We start from the raw sequence: 19,403 nt of genomic DNA, 5'->3' as shown, positions 1-19,403 counted from the left end.
ACATGCTGGAGTCATGGTCAAAGTGGCAATTGTTCGGCTGGCACGACTGCGTTTCAAGCCGGCAGGGCGCTCGGCAGCACGATCGTGAACGTGGTGCCTTCGCCGACCTTGCTGGCGAAGCGGATCTCGCCGAGGTGACGCTCGACCACGGTCTTGACGAACACCAGGCCGAGGCCAATACCTTCGTGGCGTGGCTGGTTCGGCAACTCCAGCCGCTGGAAGCGGCGGAACAGCTTCAGCTGGTCGTGCGGCGCAATGCCATAGCCCTGGTCGGCGATGCTGCACAGCACATGCTGCCCTTCCAGCGTGGCTTGCAGCCGCACTTCGCAAGTCACGCGCGTGCCTGCAGGGCTGTAATTGATGGCGTTGGAAATCAGGTTGACCAGCGCGCGCGTCATCAGCGCGCGGTCGGCACGCACTGGATAGTCGCCTGGCAGAATCTCGGTGGCCAGTTCGATCTGCTTGTTTTTGGCCAGCGACCACATCTCGTCGGTGGCGTCGTACAGCATTTCCTGGAAATCGACTTCCCCCAGCCGGTACTCGTGCGATTCGGCGCGCGCCAGTTGCACGAAATTGTCGGCCAGGCCAAGCGTCTTGCGGCAGGCCTTTTCGATCCGGGCAAACAATTCTGCTTGCGGCAGGGCCGAGGCCGGGTCGTGCTGCAGTTCCAGCAGCGCTAGGATCGATGCCTGCGGCGCGCGCATGTCATGCGACAGGAAGCGCAAGGTCTCGTCACGGCTGCGCTCGGCGGCGCGGATCGGCGAAATATCGATCACGCTGACGATCCAGCCGGTCAGTTCATTGCTGGCCGAGTGACATGGCGCGCTCTTGACCAGCAGGTCGCGCCCCTGTTGATCCTGGGTGCTGATGCCGTCGGCCAGCAGCGGCGCATACTGAAGGTCAAGCAATTGCCACCAGTCGAAACGCGTGCTGATGGTCTGGTTGATCGGCTCCGGCGCGGCCAGCGAAGAAAACAGGTAGGGCAGCATGGCGCCCTGGACATCCTGGTGGCCGGCGAGTGCGAAGTACTGGTTGGCGTGCTTGTTGGCCAGCAGGACGTGACCGTCCACATTGGTGACCAGGGTCGCATCCGGCAGGCTGTCGAGATTATCCGAAATGAACTGGCGCAGGTCGCGTACCCGCCGCGCCGCATTTTCCATGGCGTTCATGCGGCGTTCCAGCACGTCTTCGATGATCGTGTCGCTGCTGGCGAGTTCGGGCAACACATGCGGTTCCCGGTCCAGGCGCATGAATTCCTGCCCGAGGTAATCGATCGCCGCTTCCAGTCGCCGCCAGCTCCAGAGAGGGTAGGAGATCAGCAGGGTCAGCAAGGCTGCCGTCGGTGCGAACCAGACGCCCATGCGCAGGGCGAAATAACTGGCGGCCACCGTCAGCAGCAGCATGCCGGCGTTGAGCAGCAGTGACAGGCGCGGCGACAGCAGGAAGTAGCCGAACAGCGCCACCAGCACCGGCAGGACGGAAAACAGCGCCGCCTGCCAGGGTTTGGCGATGGCGATTGCCTCGCCATCGAGCAGGCTGGCGAGGATGTTGGCATTGATCTCGATGCCGGCCATGGCGCCGGCGCCGCCGGATACCGGCGTCGGGTAGGAGTCGGTCATGCCGATGGCGGTGGCGCCGATCAGCACATATTTATCAGTGAAGAATTGCGGCGGGACTTCGCCGCGCAAGACCGAAACGTAGGGAATCGAGCGGAAATGGCCGTTATTGCCGGCAAACGGGATATGCAACTGGTTGCTGCGCTGCCAGTGACCGAATCTGATCGGTTTGCCGTCGATCGGCGCCTCGGGCTGCACGCTGGCGTTGCGCAATCCGTCACCCGGGGTGCCGGCATTGGCCAGTTGCAGCAGCGCCAGTGAAAAATGCGGCCACCACACGCCGTTCTGACCTTCGTAGAGGTAGGTGCTGCGCACCACGCCGTCGTTGTCATGTTCGAGATTGATGTGGCCGAAGGCGCGCGCGCCCTTGGCGACGTCAGGCGCCGGCAAAGCTGCGCTCAGCCCGGCGCCGGCATTGGTCATCACGACCGGCAGCACGGTACGCTGGTTCTGCTTCAGCACATCGGCCAGCGCCAGGTCGCCGGAGCGTTCGCCGCCGGCTTGCGTCAGCTCGGGTTCGGACATGATCACGTCCAGGCCGATGGCGCGCGGTCTGGCGGCGGCGATCTGGCCGATCAGTTCGGCGTGCAGGGTGCGCGGCCACGGCCAGCGGCCCAGTTGGGCCAGGCTATAGTCGTCAATGGAGACGATCAGGATATCGTCGCGCGCCGGTCGTCCGCTCTGGGAGATGAATTGGTCATACAAGGTCTGGTCCAGTCGCCCCAGCCCGTTTTGCCAGCCCAGGCCGCCCGCCAGCAGCACCATCGCGGCCAGGATTGACAGCCATTCGCGTACCGCGAGGCGCCGCACCAGGGGGGAGAGCCAGTTGGATGTCATGGAAAGCGATTGTTGCCGTGCGCGCCTCAGCGTGCCGTGCCGCTCCTGGCGTTGATCGGATTGCCATCATGGATGATCCACTGGTCGGTGACCACGAAGGGCTGGGCTGCCGAATAGGGGCTGGCGCTGCCATCCGGATTGTTGACCTGCACCCGCGCATAATAGGTGCCGAATGCCGGGCGCGGGAAGCGCGCTTCCGGAGCCGTGGTCTTGCTGGTATAGACCAGCCAGGAAAACGCCGGGTCGCGCGCTACCTGCACCAGGAATTGCTGGCCAGGGGCGCCGTTCCAGCGCAACGCCAGCTGCCGGGATTCGCCGGCTTCGACCGTGGGCGCGGCGGGCGCCGGGCCGCTTGCCGCAGGCTGGGCTGCGCCAAGCGTGAAGGCATGGGTGCTGGCAGGGCCTTCCAGGCCCAGCTTGTCGATCGCCGAGACGCGTGCGTAATAACTGCCGTTGGGCAGGCCGTCAAGCTTCATCCTGGTGCCTTTGGCATGGCCTTCCAGTATGATGTTTTTCGCTTCCTGGTCGGTGGCGACCTGGACATGGTAAGCCTGGGCGCCGGCCACCGGGGTCAGCACGAACTGTGCGCCATTCTGGTCCTGGCGCACAGGCGCGCCGGCCAGTTGTGGCGTCGGCAGCAATTCGACCGGCTTGCCGACCGTCCTGGCGTTGGTGATATTGCCCTGGCCGCCATGCAGGTTCTGCTTGTCCCGGCTGTTCGGGCGGGCCACCTCGACCTTGCCCGACAATACTTCGGTGGCCATGCCATTGGCGCCGAAGCCGACCCTGAACTGGGTGCCTCGCACGCCCGCCACCGCCATCGGCGTGCGCACCTCGAAGCGTCCCTTGTTCTGTTCCAGCGGCGCGACCCTGGATTCGATCTTGCCGTTGAGGAGCAGGATTTCCGTGCGCGGGCTCTTGGTATAGCGCGCCATGCGCAGTTTGGCGATGCGGATGCGGCTGTTCGACGGCAGGGAGATGCGCGACTGGTCGGGCAATTCCAGCGTCAGGAAGCTGTTGTTGCCGGTATCGATCTGCATGCCTTCGGTGATTTTCGCGCCCAGGCCGAGCAGCAGCTGTTTGCCCTCTTGCGAACTGGCGGTGATGCTGCCGGAAAGCGCAATCACCCTGGCTTCGCTGGGCTCGTCCTGCAGCAGGTCTGCCGGAATCGTGATCGGCGTGCCAATGGGTATCGCGGTATCGCTGCCGATATTGTTGGTCTTGCTGAGCGCGTGCCAGTTGTCGATCCGGGTCGTGAAACGCTCGGCAATGGACATCAGCGTGTCGCCGGCACGCGTGGCATAGACGATGCTGGCGCGGTTGACCGTGATTTGCTCGGCGTTGGCCGGGTTGGCCGACGCCGCCGGCAACCCGCTTGCCAGAAACAGCATCAGGAAGAATTGAAGGACGATAGTGCGCATGCTGGCTCCCCTGCGCAGCTTGCAAACCCCCCAGCCTTGTAGCCTGGATGCGTTTGGTCAGCGCTTTATTCGGTTATCTGTTCCAGACGATAGCCGTAACTATACACTGGCGCCAGCCGAAATCCATTTTCCGGACGCAACTGTAGCTTGCTGCGCACACGCGAGACATGGGTATCCATGGTGCGCGACGGGATGTCGACATCCCGTGACCAGACTGCCTCAAGGATATAGGCGCGTGACAGCGGCCGGCCCAGGTTGCGGAAAAACAGCAGCGCCAGGTCGAATTCCTTCTGCGTTACCTCGATCGCCTGGCCGTTGGCGGTCAGGCGGCCGGTGCGCGGTTCGAACACAAACTGGCTGAACTGGATCTGTTCGGCGCTGGTCTGGTTCGGATAGGCGCGCCGCAGCAGCGCCTGTACCCGCGCGGTCAGTTCGCCGCGGCGAATCGGCTTGATCATGTAATCGTCGGCACCGGCCGCAAGCCCGGCGACGATGTCATCCTCGCCCGAACGGCTGGTCATGAACAGCACCGGCAGGTTGGCGGAAAGTTTTTCGCGCGCCCACTGCAAAACCTCGGGGCCGCTCAGGTCAGGCACTTGCCAGTCGATGATCAGCAAGTCGAAGCTTTCGCGACGCAACTGGTTCAGCATCTCCTTGCCGCTCTGGAAGGGATAGCAGGTGTGGCCGGCCGATTTCAGCACCTGGCACACCAGGTCGGTCTGACTGTGGTCATCATCCAGTACTGCGATACGCATAACAATTGCCCCGGTTTTGGTTTTAATCTTGGAATGCTTCTAATCTACCAAGATTTACCGGTACAGGGAATTTGTTAATTCCTTGTTGACAATATTTAACATGTTCCGCGCAACAGATTGTTTGCAGCCACGCTTGTTCGAGGAGGGGAGGTAGCTATTTCCGGGGGGGGGGGCGACAAGCCCAACCGCGATCGGGGTGGCCTTTGAATTTGGTGGCCCGGGGCGGAATCGAACCACCGACACAAGGATTTTCAAGTCTTCCCATTCACTAAGCAATTCAAAGGCTTAAACAATTCATTCTACAAAAGCATGATCCTCCCTTCTCGCAAAGCCTTTGCCGGCGCGGGGGAGTTTGGAATTGTAGAACGAATTTTCATGTAATAACACGTCCGCTTGGTACGCACTGCGTATTGCGGTAAGATGCCAAGACTTACCGCAAACAAGGTGCGACATGGAAACCGTCAAACTATCCAGCAAAGGCCAAATCGTTATCCCGAAAAACATTCGGGATAACCTCCACCTGCCGCCCGGCACAGAATTTGTTATCAGCATGACAGCGACAGGCTTAACGCTCACCCCGACAACGCTATTCCCTAGGGTTACGGCGAGAGAGGTGCGGGGCTTCCTTGCCAAGCGGGGCAGGCAGATCCCCGATGATGTCGATATCAAGGCCAGCATTAAGGCCCGGCTCAAGGCGCAAGACGATGCAAGTAAGTGAGGTGCCGTCCCGATGATCGCACTTGATACCAACATCCTCGCTCGTTATCTGCTGAACGATTCGCCGGCACAGGCCGATATAGCCGAAAAATTGCTGCATGGTTCAGAAGCTTGCACCGCGCCCATTACTGTATTTCTGGAATTGGTTTGGGTTCTGGAGTGTTGTGATTGCGAACGGGCAGAAATTGCCAAATCAATTCGCTTATTGTGCGGGTTAGAAAATTTCAAACCACAGAATCTTGATGCGCTGGCATATACCTTACATTGGTATGAAGGTGGCATGGACTTTGGCGATGCGTTGCACTTGGCTATGAGTGCAAAAGAAACCGGGTTCAAGACGTTCGACAAGGCTTTCGTGAAGTGTGCCAGGACGCTGGAAACTCACCCTATTGTTGAACTGCCGTAAATGCCATTTGCCAGCACGCTAAAATTATCAAAATCTGTTTCTGATGCGGGTTACGGGCTATTTTTAACAAGGCGTGACCAAATAAAGCATTTTTTCTTGGCGCATGGGCGGGCAAATCGGAATGACTGCAGCAGCAAGATAACCCGAGTATTTCCCGAATCGGGTGACACAGACTCCGGAAAGCACTTAGCCCAACCTTGCGGGCTGGGCTAAGTGCTCGATTTTCTTGGTGGCCCGGGGCGGAATCGAACCACCGCCCCAAGGATTTTCAATCTTTGGGGCGCCCGTGTTGCCACACCGTCAGTTTGTCGGACCAAGGTTGTGCTACTGGTCGTCAATTTAACATAGTTTGTTGCCGATACAATCCGTCGCAAGTTCCGGTTGCCCATCGCGCCGCAGTCCTCCCTGGCAATACGGATTTTCTTCAAGGGACATTAAAGTAGCTGCCGCCCTGAAATTTGCACGATGACCGGCCACGGACTGGCCGGTTATCACATGCCGGGGAGCGTAGAGCGAGGTGTCTTTCTGGTGCGACGGTTTCGCCACAGATCCATCTGCCCTTGAGAATAATAGGAAAAGACCGGCAAGAGACAATCCGCATTCACGCAGGGTGATCTGGGTACTAAGAATTTTCTTGGATTTTGAGGACGTCATCGAAGGCAGCTTCCTCGTTATCTTCGGGATTATCATATCCATACAGGTCATCTACAGTTGAGACCTCATTGTCATCTTGCTCGTCACTATCAGCGTCATCTTGATCGTCACCAGCGTCGTCTTGAGCGCTTTCTTGCTCATCTACGACGACTGAAACTGCGGCAAGTTGGTCGATGGCGGTCCCGGCAGCAATTGCAGCTTTTCCTTCTGCAATTGTGATCTCAGTTGGAATATCTAGGCGGCCTTGCAGTGCAGCCTCATTAATTTTTGCCCATCCCTTAACATCAGTTACGGAGGCATCAACGTCATTTCGTTGGAGATTCTTTGAGGTCAGGCTTTCTGCGACCTCTGGACTGTAATCGTCTTTGAGTTCGCGAAATGCTTTGACTTGGGCCAGTAGATTGGCTGTACCGTTGCGTTCCGACATGAGTTCCTCCTGTATGATTTTTCACTGCCTTGACTGGATCGTGGACGTTCAATGTTAGCACTGAACCCGTGTGGACCGTATGTCTTCTCGGCGCCCATGCCATGGTGCTGGTGCGGCAGCGCAAGCAGGGCAAAGTCGTTAACTTTCCTTGGGCGGAGAGTCAAGCGCCAACCGAACTATGTGACCTCGCAAGCTCGAAGGGCTTTTAGGATGACCCCTATTTTCGTCGTCACAGTGGCATGGTGCTCGTGATGGAATTCGATGAAAATTCCGGCAAGACGCGGGGTGCATTTGACATCGCGCGCATAGTTCGTAGGATTGGCGAAGTTACCCAAATCAAAAACAGCACCACCGCTCACGCCGCGAGTCGAAACAGACCCGACAAGTATCCCGTTTGAATCTTTCGATTGCTTCCTGTCATAGCCAACAAATATATGGTCCTCCCCGGTTACGCTGAGCTTCTTCAGTAGGTCAGGGCTATCCTGATGAGTGGAGAAATAATGCCATCTGATTGACTGCACAGAATAATTTTTTCTGTCGATGGACTTGTTCTTTGTGTTCGGGTACCCGATGATCGAGTAAAGACGGCCATGATGGTCCGTCCTATCCGGAGCGATCTCGTCCTGCGAGATGTATTGAACATTGCCCATATCCGTAACGAACTTATCAGGCATTAGGTATGCTGCGAAGTCGTACCGATCCTTCAGCCGGTTTCCCGCTTTGGCCTCAGTAGCCCAAAATTCACCCTCTATCTTCAGCAACGAATGTTCGCCACCGACATAGAGTGTGGTGTCATTAATCTTATGTGCATCGATAACATGGGAGGCTGTCAGGAGCACATGTTTTCCGTCGATCTTAAGCAGTACGCAGGACCCCTCATGTACTGGCGTGCCTTGGGCTGTGCTGCAATATATAGGTCGAATGGCTTCCTTAAATCTATCTTTTGCGACTTCTAAGCAATGCTCCCCAAGTTCAGTGCCCAGTTCACCAGCTGTCTTGATTTCTGACATCACATTTTCTTTCGTTGGCAATTTGATTCGGAACTGTGGCGTGCTGCAGTCTGCGCATTGTACCCACAACGACCACTTGAGACGGCGATGCTTACGTCCGCAGCCGATGGTACCCCTTACAGTCGGTGCGCGCCCCCACAATGATGGTCGGAACGGCTTGTGCGCTTGAGCATAGATCACAGAACGCGATGGGGCAACTATCGAGGCGGCGTGGCTTCGGTCGATTGTCGATTCGGTCGATTCTTGCGCACCGGAACGAGAGATCTCGCGTAGCGTCAGGAGGAGTGATGACGGGCGCGTCGTTGTGATGATGCCCCGACTGCTCTGCGCGTTGGCGCAAGCAGGCAGGGCAGGGTTCATCGACTATGCTTCTTCGGGTATCAGGCGGTGAAGCAGGAATGCTGATTGCTCGCCTCTCAGTAGATCGTGCGCAGCTGTTGTTGCTCGACCATTCCCAGGTCGGCCTTGCGGTAACTTTCATCATTGGTGGGATTTCTTTTTTCTGATCCTGAATGGAAAAAGCCCAAGACCTTGTGATGGCTTGGGCTTTGGTTGGGGTAAACCGTCAAAATAATATGTGCGGCAAATTGCGGTTGATTGGGGACTGGCCCGCGAGCGCGTAACCTCATTTTTCGCGATGGCAGTACGCGCCACAAAGCCTGTCTGATAGAATCAAATTGCTTGCTTGCTTGTACTACAAACTTTGAAGTGAGACACTATGGCTGATGGCACGCAGGGCAAGTTACTGTCTCCGCTAAATGATATTGAGGTTGTGCGAGTGCTGCTCGCGGATTTGCACGATGATCTCGGCGGCAAGGTCGCGCGTTTTCATCAGCTTTCCGATCTTTCCGGGGTTCTGGGATCAACCGGAACAATGCTACCAGGAGGAGAGACGGCTTACGCGGCGTGGATCGAAGCACGGGCTAGTTTTGTTCACGGCAATTATGTGGCGACCGTGATGCTATGCCAAGGTCTCGCTGAACACGTGCTTGCCGCAGAACTTGTGTTGGGTATTCAGGCTGAAGAGCTTCCGAAAAAGATTTCGTTCCAGGAGACGCTGCGTCGGTGTCTCGCGAGGGGCGTATTAAGTCAGAACGATGTCGATGATTTGCGACGCCTGATGGACCTGCGAAATCCACTTTCCCACTTTCGAAATATCGATGATCTGTCAAATCTTTCGCGGCGGGCCTTGGGATCAGCGCTTTCTGCGCAGACCCATTTGCTACTTGATGCCACCTTTGCGGTCAGCATGGCGGTTCGCCTGCTAGCATTGCCCGCATTCCGATTGGGTGACTGATGTTGTGACTTGCACATATTAAGGGAAGTGGCGGAAGGCAAGGCGGGCTGGGTATTAGATGCGCCCCGCCCGTTTCGCAGTGAGCCTAGTAGTAATCATGAATTAACGATACCAAACACCAAATCCAGCCCGGCATTACTATCGACCGCCAACACCTTCTTGCGAATCTCAACGTCAATTAAATCAAGCCGCTTGATTTCGTTCCCTTCAAGCCGAATCAATTCGATACGGCCAAAACTCATCTTGTGTTTTGCCGCGAACTGCGCCAAGCCTTTTGCTTTGGCGTAGCTATCGGACAGTGCAGGCGAATGCGGTTCCAAAATGTCTACCACCATTCCATCTGCCTCGCGTCGTACGACCAGAAAATCCGGATACATCGGCCTATCTTCACCAGCCTGTTCATAGGGCAGCGACAATGCCCAGGGCTTACGCGGAATATTGCGCAGCCAGCCGACCAAATCCTCTTGCGCGATTTCAGCAGCGATAACTAGATGCTCCCAAGTATTCAACGCCGCTGTGAAATTCTCCTTGGCATCGACAAACAGATGCTGATCGTAATTCCGAAATGCCGGGTCTTTGGCGTCAATTGATTGCATGATTTCGGTGGGGGGAAGGAAGGACAGTGCTTCAGGCTCCTTCGCTATTTGCTGCACCTTGTTGTAGTCCTCTTGCTCTGCTGTCGTCAGTTTTTTTATTGCAGCTTTATTTTGTTTCAGTAATGCCTCGCAACGAGCGCCACAGACTGCTTCGAGCGTCTTCCATGTCTTCTCGTCTTGCAGCATCAAGAAAAGCTCAAGCCGAGAGCGGCTAGGCATTTCAGCGGCCTCGTCTTGATCGTAATGTGTCTGCCAATAGTCAAGGTGCAATCCTTCGCCTAGGCGTTGCCCAGCGCGATTGAATAGGTCGTTGATGTTTTTCTCGTCGAGTGCAACTGTAAGCGTTTGGCCATGAGTTTCCTTCCATGTACCTTGTTCGACGATCACAGCGTTCAGCGTGATCTGACCTGAACCTTTAACTTTTGCGTCGAAGTTTGGATCGTCGCCTTTTAGTCGCGCAAGTTCGGCGTCCAGCGTATCGATCACCAGCTTCTTGGAATCGTCCCACGCACTCATGTCTACTTCATGCATGGTCGTTAGAAGACGTGATAGTGCCATCAGGCGGCGCGTGTTAGATACTTTTCGTACTCGCTCCACACGGTAAGTCGGCAGGCTAGTGAGTGCTTCAAATGCTTCATCCATATTCGAGGCGCGCGTGAACGTGACCATTTTTGCGCCATCTTCCACGTCAGTAGGTGGAAGCTCCATCGGGTCGCCTTGCTTTAGATGGTTGACAACGCGTGTTAATCCCTCTTGATCGTAGTGGGGTAGGTACAGCGAAACCGTGTTCAGAATTTCGCTTCCCTCAATGCGACGCGCTAGTGGTGTGCGGACCATCCGCCCGATAAGCTGGGCAATAAGGGTGTCGTCTTGGGCTGTTCGGAATGACATCATCACTTCGGCGCGCGGGCAATCCCAGCCTGTGGTCAGTGCCATCTTGAACAGGATGAAACGAATATTCGTTTCTTCCTGGATTCGTGACGCGTCAATCTTGCGGATCAACACGCCGTTGACGGAAATCGGCGTATCGTGCTCGAAGCAATGGGCGATGTGGATGGGGTCAATTGGCCCGATCTCCTTCTCGATCGTGGCGATTACCTCGTTTAAGTCAGTACGTGACAAGCCATCGCCGCTGCCATCTTGCACTTGAATGATCAGCGCCGGATGCATTGGTGGTAGGCCCTGCTCTTGAGTATATTCCTGCCATTGGACTCCCATATTTCGCCACTGCTGAACTGCAGCGCGCAACATCGTGGTATCTGTCGGGAACGCCTCACTCGGGTGAAAAACCATTATGCGGTCTTTCAGCAAACCCGAGGCTCGTACGTCCAGTGGATTCACCTCGCATTTGCGCGGCGTCCGGTTGCTTTGCCCGTCGATCAGTTGTTGAAAGCGTTGCGGTGTGGCGGACACTCCCAGGATGAGGTCTATGGCGGGTATTTCTCCCTCAGATCCTTTGACGAACTTCTGCATCACGGTCTGGCGCGTTGCTTCATCATTGCGGTTAACCTTGGTGCCTCTATGTGCCTCGTCAATGATCAAGTAAAACCGGTCTTTTTTCGCTTTTGCCGTATTACTGATGGTTTCCCAAATAGTAAAGGCGCGTTTGTCACCACGGCCCGAAGTTAGCAGCTTATCCTTGCCCAATTTTTGTGTGTTGATGAAGTAGACTTTACCGCCGATAAACGTTTGCCGATCAAAGTCGGTGTCCACAATGATAAGATCACTGTTGCCCAACTTTGTGGATGCCGAGGCAATGCGCTTTTTGGATTGTTCGTTCAGCACAGGTTGATCTGAGAGCCACAAAAATACCGCGTCCGGTTCCGCGACAAAGCGGTCTGAACCCGTCAAAATTTCTTCAATCAGCGCCGCAGTGATAACCGTTTTGCCCGAGCCAGTAGGCGCCGCCAAAATCACCGCTTGGCGGTCGCCGCCTTCGGCCACCTCGCGTTTTGCGGGGTTCAGCTTTTTGATGAGCTGATCGACCGCATCATCTTGAAAGTCTTTGAGTTCCAATTTCATAGGGTAGAGTTCTCTGACAAATTGATACGGAAATTTTCGAGATAGTCTTTGTATAGCTGCACAACATGCAGCTCTGGCCATTCACGCCGCAGTTTATGCACCGTATCGTGCGAATTCGTGACGATAAACACATGCGTTAGGTCTGCCCGGTGGTCCACATGGCGTACAAATTCCTTGAAGCGCGTTTCCTGCATTAATACAGCGAATGGACAACCGTCGGGTAGCAACCATGGGGCATGCTCGTCAGGTGGGGCCGGGCGCGCGCCACGCGACCCAGCCATCATCCATAACACCGGCAAAACGGCAGCAAACTGGCGGCCCATCTGTATTTCTTGCGGATCGAGAAAATCCAACCGGAAGTATTCTAGGTTGGTCGCAAAGCCGTTAGCCAGGGGCCGTTTTTCGTCCTCACTGACAACCTGCGCCCCAAGCAATTCGATTATTTCGGTTTTAAGGCGAGTAAAGACACGATTTTCCATGGTGACAACAAAAATCTCGGTCACGTGGTCAGCTTCACCTAACTCTTCCAGCCAAGTCGATGCATGTTGTATGTCCCACAAAATCGAGACAGCCATGTCATCATTAAGGAGCCAAGGTGCGTCATCAACCTTGTTTTGGGGCACATTGGGCAATAGAGCGGCAACTTGTTTGCGTTGCGGTACCGTCAGATGGCGACCTTCTACAAATCCTAATTGACGAATATTGCGGGGTTTATCGCGCGGGACCTGCTTACCGGTAATGTAGTCGCCGGGCAGCGACGTACCATCGTCGCGTTCGCCGCGAATTGTAAATTTTGAGCGCGGCCATGTCACAGATCGGCATATTCCGTGCCGGTCCCATTCGTCCTGGCCCGGCTGCAATCCTTGAGCAGTCAGGCTTCGGGACTCTTCCTCGGAAACCTCATTATTGGTCACCAAAATACATTGGCGCTGGCCGCCGTCCGTGGCGTTAAGGAGGTTAACGGCATTAAGCGTGGTTCCGCTCCCAGCGAAAAAATCGACCAGAAGCGCATTGGGCTTATCTCGCACCACGGCGGCAACGGCATCCCGCACTGCATAGATGGATTTTGGGAACGCAAAACGTCCGCCTTCCCCAAGAATATTGCGCAAGAAACTAGATCCGTATGTGCCAGCGTCGTGTAAAGCGCGATGCCAAACGGTCTTTATTGATCGTTGTTCGCCTGCGACGTACTCAAGCGCTACCGCGTTTGTTGTCGCGTCGCGACTTACAATGCATATTGCACCTTCGTCGATCTGGCGCTGTGCCTTCTGGCCCAGATACAGAATCGTCCAAGTTTTGCGAGCTTCATCGTAACCCCCCAGTTTGACGTATCCTTTAGCAAGAAGAGTTCGCAAAGTCGGTGGGCTAACACGCCAATTTCCCAATGTGCCGTCGGTGCGAAAAGGCCAGGCGACCGTGTTGTCCACCGTTCCCTGGTCAGGCCGCTGGTCAAGCGGTAGTGGCTCGCCGATGCTGACGATCGTGCGCGTAGCGGGGTCGACATGAACAGGGAAAAATAACCCTGGTCGATCCTCTCGCCGTGAGTTAGTCCCACCGCGCAAAAGCCATTCCCAGCGCGGGTTGCGAAATCGTTTGTTGTCAGCACGGTCGGGTGATAAGAGGTCGTCCGCAGCTGGTGGAACATTTGCGTTCGGCATGAAAACGAATAAGGCATATTCTTCCGCCCGCGACAAACCGCCTTGCGCGACACCTTTCTGATTGATCACGATTGTCGCCATTTGCATGGTCGCATCAGGAAACTCCTGCTCCAGCAGGCAACCTAGGTGGTGAACCTCATGTTCGTCGATCGTGACGATCAATACGCCGGAATCAGGATTCAACAGCCGCTTGGCCAGCCGGAGGCGCTTGGACATAAAAGTCAGCCATTTGCTGTGCTGCCACGAGTCGTTGTCATCAACGTAATCGTTGTTGTATTTCCAGTCCCGTGCCCCTGTGTTGTATGGGGGATCGATGTAGATGCAGTCTACTTTTCGCTCGTAAGGGAAAAGTAACAGTTGCAGGGCGTGGTAATTGTCCGCCTCGATTAAAACATGGTGGGGAAGCGATGGGTCTCCATTTATTACCGAATCGACAGGTGTCAGCGATGGATAAATAGGCTCACCCATGCTGCGAATGATCACTAATTGCTCGACGGGGAATGTTTCGCGATCCCCAGCTATTCCTTGACTACCTATTTCTAGCTCGCAAAGGGCCTGTCCATTTTTAATCGCGACTACTCGCCAAATTACCGTCAAATCACCTGTTTTCTTGGCAACGCGTTCCCCCCGCTTAATCTTTTTACCATAGACGGGTACAAACTCTGGCTGGTGTTCTTCAAAGACCAGTCCGAATCGAGTGTGTTTTTTTAGATTTGCGACTTCCTCTGCAATGCTTAAGCGGAGTGCGGAATCTGTAATCTCGGCTATTTTTTCTTCGATACGTGCCATGGTGCTTTGCTTTGCTCGTGAGGCGGAATTTACGTGTAACAAACCTCGGGCCTCTTAGTAGGTCCTAGGCGATCTTAGTATGGAAAAGGCAAATGTTGCCCAAGTTTAACGTGGCAGTGAGTATGGTGGGGATATTAGGGCGCGTCAACGCAGAACTCGTTGATCGGGCGTAGCGACGTCAATGGCATCCCTCGTCGGGCGCGACGGCTACTTGGACGATTCGGACAGGACTTCCGATCAAAGCGGTGAGCACTTGTCGAGCCGGAGATGGACCGGAGCCAAGGACTGCAAGTTCTGGAAACGAAAACGCCAATCACGATGGATTGGCGTTTTGCGAGGTATATTCTTGGTGGCCCGGGGCGGAATCGAACCACCGACACAAGGATTTTCAATCCTCTGCTCTACCGACTGAGCTACCAGGCCAAGACGCGCAAGTATAGCAAAACTATTTGTTTCCGCAAAGTGCTGTATGAAAAATAGGCTTCAAAAACCGCTGCCGCTATAATGAGAGCCGTGGCAGCAGCACATTCAACCCTCTTGACGGCACCTAATCTCATGCATTTGCAAACCGACGTTTGTATCATCGGCAATGGCGTCATCGGCAAGGTCGCCGCCCTCGGACTGGCGCAAGCCGGCCTGCGCGTCAGCCTGTTGTGCGGCCTAGCTGCCCCGTCCTCGGGCGCGGCGGATGCGCCCTGGGACGTGCGCGTGTATGCCGTCAACCATGTCGCCCATACATTGTTATCCTCCGTGAAAGTATGGGAAGCCTTGCATGCCGATCGGGTCGCGCCAGTCGATGCCATGGATATCAGCGGCGATGGCGCCGAACATGCCGGCCATCTGCAATTTGATTCCTATGGCGCGCGGGTGGGCGAACTGGCCTGGATCGTCGAGGATGCCAACCTGAACCAGGCGCTGGATGCGGCCCTGAAATTTGCTTCGAACGTGCAAATGGTGAGCGGCCCCGCGGTGCGCCTGCACACCGATGCCGATGTTGCGCGGGTGGCGCTGGATAACGGCGACACGCTCGCGGCATCTCTGCTGGTCGGCGCCGACGGCGCCCATTCCTGGGTACGTCACCAGTGCGAGATCGGCATGGATTACCGTCCCTATGGCCAGCGTGCGATCGTCACCAACTTCGTTTGTGAAAAGCCGCACCGCGGCGTGGCCTATCAATGGTTTACGTCAGACGAGGGCATTGTCGCCCTGTTGCCCTTGCCGGGCGAGCGTGTGTCGCTGGTGTGGTCGGCGCCGGAAGTGCTGGCACAGCGCCTGCTGGCCGAGCCGCTGGAACAACTGGCGCAGCGCCTCGGGCATTATTGCGCCGGACCGCTCGGCCACCTGACGCCGCTGCAACCGGAAGCGGTCAAGTCTTTCCCTCTGGCGCTGATCCGCCCGCATGCGATCACCGCGCCGCGTGTGGCCTTGGTCGGCGATGCTGCGCATGTCGTGCATCCCCTGGCCGGACATGGCATGAACCTGGGATTCGCCGATGTGTCGGGCCTCATGAAAGTGCTGGCCGAGCGCGAACCACAGCGCGATTGCGGCGATGCCCGTGTGCTGGCGCGTTATGCCCGCGCCAGGAAGGAAGATATCCTGCTCATGCAACTGGCCACCGACGGCCTGGAGCGCCTGTTCGCCAGCGACTTCGCGCCGCTGCGCGTGGCGCGCAATCTTGGATTAAACTTCGTCGACCGTTTGCCTTTCCTGAAAAGGCAATTGATTTCCCACGCGCTGGGCCGCCAGCCCTGATGGCGGCAGCGCACCTGGATTAGGAACCTACATGAAAAGTATCAAACTGGCCGCAATCGGCTTGTTCAGCATCACCTGCGTATCGGCCTTCGCACAGAGCGCGGAAGAAGCCTCGGTCAAAAAACTGATTGAACCCCGCCTGGGCGACCGCGCCAAGGTGGTGTCGGTGACAAAAACGCCGTATTCCGGTCTGTTTGAAGTTCGCACCGATACCAACGACATCCTCTACACCGACAAGAAAGCGCAATACCTGTTCGTCGGCCGCGTCATCGACACCGCCACCTACGAAGACTACACCAAGGCGCGCGTCGACCAGATCAGCAAGGTCAAGTTTGCCGATCTGCCCTTCGATTCAGCGCTCAAGATGGTCAAGGGCAATGGCAAGCGCGTCATCGCCATCTTTGAAGACCCGAATTGCGGCTACTGCAAGCGCTTCCGCCACACCCTGAAAGACATGGACAACGTGACGGTCTATACCTTCATGTACAACATCCTGTCGGAGGATTCGGCGGTGAAATCGAAGAATGTCTGGTGCAGCGCCGACCGCCAGAAAGCCTGGGATGACTGGATGCTGAACAACAAGGCGCCGGCTGCCGCGCCGGACAATTGCCTGGCCAACCCGAATGACAAGATCCTCGCGCTCGGCCAGCAACTGAAAATCACCGGCACGCCGACCATCTTCTTCGTCGATGGCTCGCGCATTCCGGGCGCAGTCGATCTGAAAGCGATCGAAGCCAAGCTCGCGTCGATCAAGTAATCGCCCGCTTCATTCTTTAATGCCTGCCGCCATGGCGCCCGGAAGACGATTTCGGCGCCATGGCGGTTTTTCATTGGAATCCCTGAAATGAAAAAAAACATCCACTACACCATCGCGACGAAAGACCTGGCCGCCCATCTGTTCGAAATTACCCTGACAGTCGCCGCTCCGGACGTCGACGGCCAAGTGTTTTCCCTGCCGGCGTGGATCCCGGGCAGTTACATGATCCGCGAATTTTCCCGCAACATTGTGCACGTCCGCGCCGAAGCGCAAGGCAAAGCGATCCCGCTGCAAAAGCTCGACAAGCACAGCTGGCAGGCAGCGCCCTGCGCCGGGCCGCTGACGCTCCACTATGATGTGTATGCCTGGGACTTGTCGGTGCGCGCCGCCCATCTGGACCAGACCCATGGTTTTTTCAACGGCACCAGTGTCTTCCTGCGCGTGCTGGGCCAGGAACATGCGCCCCATGTGGTCGATATCCGGCGCCCGGAAGAGGAAGCTTGCCGGAACTGGCGCGTGGCGACTTCCTTGCACGAACTAAAGGCCCGGCGTTACGGTTTCGGCACCTATGTCGCCGCCAACTACGATGAACTGATCGATCATCCGGTCGAAATGGGTAACTTCGCCCTGGCGACATTCAAGGCGCATGGCGTGCCGCACGATATCGTCATCACTGGCCGCGTGCCCAACCTCGATATGCCGCGTCTGGCCGCTGACCTCAAAAAAGTCTGCGAAGCGCAGATTGCCATGTTCGAGCCGAAAAGCCGGCATGCGCCGATGGCGCGCTATGTCTTCATGACCCTGGCGGTGGGCGACGGTTATGGCGGCCTGGAGCACCGTGCTTCCACTGCGCTGATCTGCTCGCGCGCGGACCTGCCGGTACTCGGAAAAAAGGAAATGAGCGACGGCTACCGCACCTACCTCGGCTTGTGCAGCCACGAATATTTCCACACCTGGAACGTCAAGCGCATCAAGCCGGCCGCCTTCGCTCCCTATGACTTGCGGGTGGAAAGCTATACCTCGCTGTTGTGGCTGTTCGAAGGCTTTACCAGCTATTACGATGACCTGACGTTGGTGCGCGCCGGCCTGATCGACGAACAGGATTATTTCAAGCTGCTGGCGAAAACCGTCAACGGCGTCTTGCGCGGCGGCGGCCGCAGCAAGCAAACCGTGGCCGAATCCAGCTTTGATGCCTGGGTAAAGTATTATCGCCAGGACGAGAATGCGCCGAACGCCATCGTCAGCTATTACACCAAGGGTTCGCTGATCGGGCTGGCGCTCGATCTGACCATCCGAGGCCAGAGCAAAGGAAAAAAATCGCTGGACGACGTCATGCGCATCCTGTGGCAGCGCTATGGCCGCGATTTTTATGGCGATGGGCCGGAAGCCGGCCGCGGCATCACCGAAGCCGAGGTCGAAGCGCTGTTCGACGAAGCCACCGGCCTGTCGCTGAAGCGCGTCTTGCGCAGCTTCGTGCACGGCACCGATGACCTGCCGCTGGCAAAACTGCTGGCGCCTTTCGGCGTGATCCTGGCTGATGATCGCAAGGAGGCAAAGCCGGCGCTGGGCGTGCGCACGACAAAGGACGGTAACGATTGCAAGCTGGCCAATGTGTATGAAGGCGGCGTCGCCCACCGGGCCGGGCTGTCTGCGGGTGACCTGCTGGTGGCGCTCGATGGCTTGCGCGTGAACGCCGGCAATCTCGACAAATTGCTGGCGCGCCTGCGCATCGGCGACACGGTCACCATCCACGCCTTCCGGCGCGATGAATTGTTCAGCGTGGAGGCGACCCTGGCCGCCGATGACGCGCCGCAGGCAAGCCTGTCGGCACAAATGAAGCCGGCCGCAGCCGCCCGCTTGCGCGCGGCCTGGCTGAGCCGGTAGGGGATCAGCCGAACAGGCGGCTCAGTTCCAGTCCCGGATCGGGCGCGCGCACGAACGCCTCGCCCACCAGGAAGGCATTCACGTTGGCGTCGCGCATGCGCTTGACATCATCCGGCGCGAGGATGCCCGATTCCGTTATCACCAGCTTGTCGGGCGGGATGCGCGGCAGGAAATCCAGGGTGGTTTGCAGTGACGTCTCGAAGGTGCGCAGGTTGCGGTTGTTCACGCCCAGCATGGCGGTCTTCAGGCGCAGCGCCGCGTTCAATTCATCGGCGTCGTGCACTTCCACCAGTACGCCCATGCCCAGTTCGTGGGCGCAGGCTTCCATCTCCGCCATCAGGCCATGGTCGAGTGCGGCGACAATTAGCAGAATGCAGTCGGCGCCGAGGGCGCGCGCCTGGTATACGTGATAGGGATCAATCAGGAAATCCTTGCGCATGGCAGGCAGTGCACATGCCTTGCGCGCCAGCTGCAGGTACTCCGGTTTGCCCTGGAAAAACTGTTCATCGGTCAGCACCGACAGGCAAGCCGCGCCATGTTGCGCATAGCTGGCGGCGATTTCGGCCGGATCGAAGTTGGCGCGCAGAATGCCTTTGGAGGGTGACGCCTTTTTTACCTCAGCGATCACGGCAGCGCGGCCGGCAGCGATCTTGGCGCGTAATGCTGCCTCGAAGCCGCGCAAGTCGGCGCGCAATTCCTGGTTGCCTTCGACTTCGCGCCGCAGGCTGGCGAAGTCCTGGTATTTCTTGGCGGCGGCGACTTCGTCAACTTTGACCGCCAGGATTTTGTTCAGAATGTCAGACAT

The 19,403-nt window shown here is 56.9% G+C and carries 14 protein-coding genes and 1 tRNA gene; 6 read left to right on the top strand and 9 right to left on the bottom strand.

From position 1 onward, the window contains the following. Positions 1-53 precede the first annotated feature (53 nt). The 3 genes from D3878_RS12410 to D3878_RS12400 all read right to left on the bottom strand — a co-directional run bounded on the left by D3878_RS12410 (position 54) and on the right by D3878_RS12400 (position 4,629). On the bottom strand, positions 54-2,453 hold the full coding sequence (locus D3878_RS12410) for a CHASE2 domain-containing protein (RefSeq protein ID WP_119785783.1): 2,400 nt from the start codon (positions 2,451-2,453) through the stop codon (positions 54-56). Between the two features lie 26 nt (positions 2,454-2,479). Next, positions 2,480-3,874, bottom strand: a complete 1,395-nt coding sequence (locus D3878_RS12405) for a FecR domain-containing protein (RefSeq protein ID WP_119785781.1) — start codon at positions 3,872-3,874, stop codon at positions 2,480-2,482. 65 nt (positions 3,875-3,939) lie between these two features. Beyond that, positions 3,940-4,629 (bottom strand): response regulator transcription factor, encoded by a 690-nt coding sequence (locus tag D3878_RS12400; protein ID WP_119785779.1) that lies wholly within the window; start codon positions 4,627-4,629, stop codon positions 3,940-3,942. 451 nt (positions 4,630-5,080) lie between these two features. On the opposite strand from D3878_RS12400, the gene D3878_RS12395 reads away from it, so the two are divergent. Both D3878_RS12395 and D3878_RS12390 read left to right on the top strand, forming a co-directional pair. After that, the gene (locus tag D3878_RS12395) at positions 5,081-5,347 is read left to right on the top strand and encodes an AbrB/MazE/SpoVT family DNA-binding domain-containing protein (protein ID WP_119785777.1); all 267 of its coding nucleotides are present in this window, start codon (positions 5,081-5,083) and stop codon (positions 5,345-5,347) included. Between the two features lie 12 nt (positions 5,348-5,359). Further along, positions 5,360-5,752, top strand: coding sequence for a type II toxin-antitoxin system VapC family toxin (locus tag D3878_RS12390; RefSeq protein WP_119785776.1), 393 nt, complete (start codon positions 5,360-5,362; stop codon positions 5,750-5,752). Positions 5,753-6,374: 622 nt separating this feature from the next. On the opposite strand, the gene D3878_RS12385 is transcribed toward D3878_RS12390, so the two are convergent. Continuing rightward, complete coding sequence (locus D3878_RS12385; protein WP_119785774.1) at positions 6,375-6,833, bottom strand: hypothetical protein; 459 nt, start codon at positions 6,831-6,833, stop codon at positions 6,375-6,377. Positions 6,834-7,009: 176 nt separating this feature from the next. Further along, the gene (locus D3878_RS12380) at positions 7,010-7,843 is read right to left on the bottom strand and encodes a hypothetical protein (protein ID WP_119785772.1); all 834 of its coding nucleotides are present in this window, start codon (positions 7,841-7,843) and stop codon (positions 7,010-7,012) included. Between the two features lie 718 nt (positions 7,844-8,561). Between D3878_RS12380 and D3878_RS12375 the strand changes: the two genes are divergently transcribed. Beyond that, a complete protein-coding gene (locus tag D3878_RS12375) occupies positions 8,562-9,140 on the top strand; it encodes a hypothetical protein (RefSeq protein ID WP_119785770.1) in 579 nt (192 codons plus the stop codon). A gap of 95 nt (positions 9,141-9,235) precedes the next feature. Here the strand turns inward: D3878_RS12375 and D3878_RS12370 are convergent, their stop codons facing one another. The 3 genes from D3878_RS12370 to D3878_RS12360 form a co-directional block, all read right to left on the bottom strand. Further along, positions 9,236-11,758: a DEAD/DEAH box helicase gene (locus D3878_RS12370; RefSeq protein ID WP_158592253.1), complete on the bottom strand. Its 2,523-nt coding sequence runs from the start codon at positions 11,756-11,758 to the stop codon at positions 9,236-9,238. Continuing rightward, complete coding sequence (locus D3878_RS12365) at positions 11,755-14,205, bottom strand: site-specific DNA-methyltransferase (RefSeq protein WP_119785766.1); 2,451 nt, start codon at positions 14,203-14,205, stop codon at positions 11,755-11,757. The genes D3878_RS12370 and D3878_RS12365 overlap by 4 nt, the downstream gene beginning before the upstream one ends. A 347-nt stretch (positions 14,206-14,552) precedes the next feature. After that, a tRNA-Phe gene (locus D3878_RS12360) sits at positions 14,553-14,628 on the bottom strand. A gap of 132 nt (positions 14,629-14,760) precedes the next feature. Between D3878_RS12360 and D3878_RS12355 the strand changes: the two genes are divergently transcribed. The 3 genes from D3878_RS12355 (at position 14,761) to D3878_RS12345 (ending at position 18,598) form a co-directional block, all read left to right on the top strand. Then, on the top strand, positions 14,761-15,957 hold the full coding sequence (locus D3878_RS12355) for a UbiH/UbiF family hydroxylase (RefSeq protein ID WP_119785764.1): 1,197 nt from the start codon (positions 14,761-14,763) through the stop codon (positions 15,955-15,957). A gap of 31 nt (positions 15,958-15,988) precedes the next feature. Beyond that, positions 15,989-16,714 (top strand): DsbC family protein, encoded by a 726-nt coding sequence (locus D3878_RS12350; protein WP_119785762.1) that lies wholly within the window; start codon positions 15,989-15,991, stop codon positions 16,712-16,714. Positions 16,715-16,801: 87 nt separating this feature from the next. Beyond that, complete coding sequence (locus D3878_RS12345; RefSeq protein ID WP_119785760.1) at positions 16,802-18,598, top strand: M61 family metallopeptidase; 1,797 nt, start codon at positions 16,802-16,804, stop codon at positions 18,596-18,598. Positions 18,599-18,602: 4 nt separating this feature from the next. Here the strand turns inward: D3878_RS12345 and trpC are convergent, their stop codons facing one another. Continuing rightward, a complete protein-coding gene (gene trpC / locus D3878_RS12340) occupies positions 18,603-19,403 on the bottom strand; it encodes an indole-3-glycerol phosphate synthase TrpC (RefSeq protein ID WP_119785758.1) in 801 nt (266 codons plus the stop codon).

Source organism: Noviherbaspirillum sedimenti (assembly GCF_003590835.1).
Taxonomy (GTDB): Bacteria; Pseudomonadota; Gammaproteobacteria; order Burkholderiales; family Burkholderiaceae_D; genus Paucimonas; species Paucimonas sedimenti.
This window is presented reverse-complemented; position numbering and strand designations above follow the sequence as displayed.

Coding starts and splice junctions, on each gene's coding strand:
- D3878_RS12410 (WP_119785783.1), bottom strand. CDS start 2,453: ATGACATCCAACTGGCTCTCCCCCCTGGTGCGGCGCCTCGCGGTACGC.
- D3878_RS12405 (WP_119785781.1), bottom strand. CDS start 3,874: ATGCGCACTATCGTCCTTCAATTCTTCCTGATGCTGTTTCTGGCAAGC.
- D3878_RS12400 (WP_119785779.1), bottom strand. CDS start 4,629: ATGCGTATCGCAGTACTGGATGATGACCACAGTCAGACCGACCTGGTG.
- D3878_RS12395 (WP_119785777.1), top strand. CDS start 5,081: ATGGAAACCGTCAAACTATCCAGCAAAGGCCAAATCGTTATCCCGAAA.
- D3878_RS12390 (WP_119785776.1), top strand. CDS start 5,360: ATGATCGCACTTGATACCAACATCCTCGCTCGTTATCTGCTGAACGAT.
- D3878_RS12385 (WP_119785774.1), bottom strand. CDS start 6,833: ATGTCGGAACGCAACGGTACAGCCAATCTACTGGCCCAAGTCAAAGCA.
- D3878_RS12380 (WP_119785772.1), bottom strand. CDS start 7,843: ATGTCAGAAATCAAGACAGCTGGTGAACTGGGCACTGAACTTGGGGAG.
- D3878_RS12375 (WP_119785770.1), top strand. CDS start 8,562: ATGGCTGATGGCACGCAGGGCAAGTTACTGTCTCCGCTAAATGATATT.
- D3878_RS12370 (WP_158592253.1), bottom strand. CDS start 11,758: ATGAAATTGGAACTCAAAGACTTTCAAGATGATGCGGTCGATCAGCTC.
- D3878_RS12365 (WP_119785766.1), bottom strand. CDS start 14,205: ATGGCACGTATCGAAGAAAAAATAGCCGAGATTACAGATTCCGCACTC.
- D3878_RS12355 (WP_119785764.1), top strand. CDS start 14,761: ATGCATTTGCAAACCGACGTTTGTATCATCGGCAATGGCGTCATCGGC.
- D3878_RS12350 (WP_119785762.1), top strand. CDS start 15,989: ATGAAAAGTATCAAACTGGCCGCAATCGGCTTGTTCAGCATCACCTGC.
- D3878_RS12345 (WP_119785760.1), top strand. CDS start 16,802: ATGAAAAAAAACATCCACTACACCATCGCGACGAAAGACCTGGCCGCC.
- trpC (WP_119785758.1), bottom strand. CDS start 19,403: ATGTCTGACATTCTGAACAAAATCCTGGCGGTCAAAGTTGACGAAGTC.